The sequence below is a fragment of the Streptomyces sp. OR43 genome (genome assembly GCF_008042275.1).
Taxonomy (GTDB): domain Bacteria; phylum Actinomycetota; class Actinomycetes; order Streptomycetales; family Streptomycetaceae; genus Streptomyces.
The window spans coordinates 1-3,874 of sequence record NZ_RDBK01000073.1; the positions used below are offsets into that span (position 1 = coordinate 1).

Annotated in this window: 2 protein-coding genes; both read left to right on the forward strand. The window is 76.9% G+C overall.

The window, feature by feature from the left end:
- Positions 1-594: 594 nt before the first annotated feature.
- Positions 595-1,308 (forward strand): ComEA family DNA-binding protein, encoded by a 714-nt coding sequence (locus EAO72_RS40555; protein ID WP_148022399.1) that lies wholly within the window; start codon positions 595-597, stop codon positions 1,306-1,308.
- Entirely contained in the window at positions 1,305-3,857 is a 2,553-nt protein-coding gene (locus tag EAO72_RS40560; RefSeq protein WP_148022400.1) for a ComEC/Rec2 family competence protein, read from the forward strand. Before EAO72_RS40555 ends, EAO72_RS40560 begins: the two co-directional genes overlap by 4 nt.
- Positions 3,858-3,874: the final 17 nt, after the last annotated feature.

Here is a 3,874-nt window from a genome sequence, read left to right on the forward strand (position 1 = left end):
GCGCCTCCCCGCATACGGCCCGGCCCGGACTCCCCGGTTCCGGCGCCGGCGAACCGGCTGAGATCACGCCCACGCCCGACGCGTCCCACGCCCACGCCCACGCCTGCGCCTGCGGCCGCGCCACGGTCGACACGACTGCTTGCATGACGGCTTGCACGACTGCTTGCAAAACGAGTTGCAGAACGGGTCGCGCGGCCGGTGGCGGGGGTGGGCGCGGATACCGCGTCGGCCGGGCGTACGCCGTGGCCTGCGCGACCGGTCCCGGACCTGCGTCCTGCTGTGACGGCTCCGACAGCGCCTCATGCGTCGGCGCCGAACCGTGCGGGGGCGGCCCCCGTGCCGAACCGCGCTGGGGCCGCCTCCGTGCCGCACCGCGCTGGGGCCGCCTCCGTCTCCGCAGTGGCGACCGCCTCGCGCCCTGCGACGACAGTCCCGCCTCCGTCCGGGGCGCCCCCGCACGGCACCTCGCCCCCGGGCCTTGCGCCGGGACGTTCGGCGGGTGCTGCGGCGGGCCCGTCGGCGCGGCCTTCGCCGGGTCCGGCAGCCGGGGACCGGTGGGGGCGGGCCGTTCCCGCGTTGCGGGAGCGGCTCCCGGTGTGGCTCCAGCTCAGGTGCGGCCTGGAGCCGAGGACGCTGGCCGCGCTCAGCGTCGTTCTGGTCGCGGCAGCGGTGTTCGCCGCGATGCACTTCTGGTCCGCGCGCCCCGGCTCCGTACCCGCTCCGGAGCGGGTGGGCGAGGCCGTGCGCATGCCCGAGGCGGAGACGGACGCGAACGGGGAAGCCCACGCGGACGCGGCCGGCGGGGCCGGGACGCCGGAGCCCTCGCCCGGCACGCCGCCCGTCGCCGGGCCGGGCGGGCAGGTCGTGGTGGACGTGAGCGGGAAGGTGAGGCGGCCGGGGATCCACCGGCTGCCGTCCGGAGCCAGGGTCGCCGACGCGCTGCGCGTGGCGGGAGGGGCCCGGCCGGGCGTGAGCCTCGACAGCCTCAACCGGGCCCGCGTCCTCATCGACGGGGAACAGATCATTGTGGGCGCCCCGCCGGGCCCGGCGGCCGCAGGCGGTACGGCAGGAGCCGTCGGCGGTCCCACGGCGGCGGCCGGGCCGGGCGGGGCGGCCGGCCCGGTGGGTCTCAACACCGCGACGGTCGAGCAGCTCGACACCCTGCCCGGCGTCGGGCCCGTCCTCGCCCAGCACATCGTCGACTACCGCACGCGGCACGGCGGATTCCGGTCCGTCGACGAGCTCCGCGAGGTCAACGGCATCGGCGACCGCCGGTTCGCCGACCTCCGCCCACTGGTACGGCCGTGAGCGCCCAGGACGTCCACGCGGCGGCGGGCAGCCGGCTGGGGGCCTCCGACCCCCGGCAGGAGGGCCCGGTCGATCTCCGACTGGTTCCGCCGGCCCTGGCGGCCTGGGCCGGCGCCGCGACGGCCCTGGACGTTCCCGGCCGCTGGGCGGCCGTGGGAGTGGGGCTCTGTCTCGGCGCGGCCATGATCCTCCTCGCCCTGCCCGGCTTACGGCCCTTCCGCACGGCACATCCGGCAGGGACGGGCCACGAGGGCAGCGGCGCGGGGAGCCGATGGCGGTCGCCCACCCGGCTGCGCACCACGGCTGCCGCGGCGGCGCTGTTGTGCGCGGCGGCAGGGGCGGCCTCAGCGGGGCTGCACAGGGCCGATGCGCGGCAGGGGCCCGTGCCCGGGCTGGCCGCGCAGTTCGCCGGCATCGACGCGGAGATCGTCCTGACCTCCGACGCCCGCCGCACGGCCCCCCGGGTGCGGGGCGACCACAGCACTCCCGATTCGCTGCTCCTGGACGCCGAGGTCGTCCGGCTGGAGCGGCCCGGCGGAGCGGCCGTCAGACTGCGTACGCCGGTCCTGGTCATCGTCACACCCGGGGCCGCGGCGGTGCGGTGGCAGCTACTGCTTCCGTCCACCCGGCTGCGTGTGAGCGGCAGGCTGGCACCGCCGCTGCGCGGCGGGGAGCGCGCCACCGCCGTGCTGCGCGCCGGGGGAAAGGGGCCGCCCCGCGTCATCGGCCCGCCCACCCGGCTCCAGCGCACCGCGGGCGGGCTGCGCGCCGGACTGCGTACGGCGACGGACGGCCTCGGCCCCGATGCGCGGGCGCTCCTGCCCGGACTGGTGGTCGGCGACACCACGCGGGTCACACCGGAACTGCACGAGGCCTTCCGGGCGACCGATCTCACTCATCTCATGGCGGTGTCGGGTGCCAATCTGGCGATCCTGCTCGTGCTGCTCATCGGGCCGCCCGGGCGTGCCCTGCGTGCCGAACGCCGGGGTCTGGCAGCCGTGTTGGGGATCTCCCTGCGCGGTACCGCTCTGCTCGGCGGCGGGCTCACCCTCGCCTTCGTGCTTGTCTGCCGGCCGGAGCCGAGCGTGCTGCGGGCCGCTGCCTGCGGTCTGATCACGCTCCTGGCCATCGGCACCGGGCGGCGCAGGACGCTGATTCCGGCGCTGGCCGCCGCCGTCCTGCTGCTGGTGCTCTACGACCCGTGGCTGGCGCGCAGTTACGGCTTCGTCCTGTCGGTGCTGGCCACCGGAGCCCTCCTCACCCTGGCCCCGCGATGGAGCGAAGCGCTGCAACGGCGTCGGGTGCCGCCGCGGCTGTCGGAGGCGCTGGCGGCCGCTGCCGCGGCGCAAGCGGTGTGCTCGCCCGTCGTGGTGCTGCTCGCCTCACGCGTCAGCCTGGTGGGCATCCCGTGCAATCTGCTGGCCGAGTTCGCGGTGGCGCCCGCCACGGTGCTCGGATTCGCCGTGCTGGGCGTGGCTCCGGTGGCCATACCGGTGGCCGAACTGCTCGCCCGGGTGGCGGGATGGCCGGCGGGGTGGATCGCGGTCGTGGCCCGTACCGGGGCCGGGCTCCCCGGGGCGGAGGTCGACTGGCCCGACGGCCGACCGGGGGCCCTGTTGCTGGCGGCGCTGACGGTGCTGCTGGTGCTGTTCGCCCGGCGCGTCGGACACCGCCCCTGGATCTGCTCGGCCGCCGCGCTGCTGCTCGTCCTCGCGGTGCTGCGGCCGGTGCCACTGACCCGGGTGCTGACGGGATGGCCGCCGCCGGGCTGGGCGTTCGCGATGTGCGATGTCGGCCAGGGGGACGCCCTGGTGCTCGCGGCGGGACCCGGCACAGGCGTGGTCGTCGACGCCGGGCCCGATCCCCGGCTGGTCGACCGATGCCTGCGCGACCTGGACATCACCCGTGTCCCGCTGCTGCTGCTCACCCACTTCCACGCCGACCACGTGCGCGGCCTGAGCGGGGTGCTGCGGGGCAGAGCGGTGGGGGCGATCCAGACGACGGGCCTGGACGAACCCCCGGAACAAGCCGCGTTCGTCAGGAGAACCGCCGCCGCGGCCCGCATCCCGCTGCTGCGCACAGTGCCCGGTGAGCGGCGCAGGACCGGCGCGCTCGCATGGCAGGTGCTGTGGCCGCCCGGCGACGCGACAAGCGCGACGGGGCCGGCCGCCGGTCCCGTACCCCGGGAGCCGAACGACGCGAGCGTCACCCTGCTCGTACGGACCGGCGGGCTCACGCTGCTGCTCCTCGGCGACCTCGAACCCCCGGCGCAGCAGGGTCTGTTGCGCAGCCATCCGACGCTGCCGCGGGTGGACGTCCTCAAGGTCGCCCATCACGGTTCCGCGCATCAGGACGCCGCCCTGGTGCGCAGCACCCGTCCGAGGCTGGCGCTGGTCAGCGTGGGGCGGGACAACCCGTACGGGCATCCTGCCGCGCGGACGGTCGAGGCGCTCAGGTCCGGGGGAGCGGTGGTGCTCCGCACGGACAGGGACGGCGCGATCGCGGTGACCGGCTCCGGGGCGGGGCTGCGGGCGGTGGGCCGGTCATGACGCCGCACCCCCAGCCC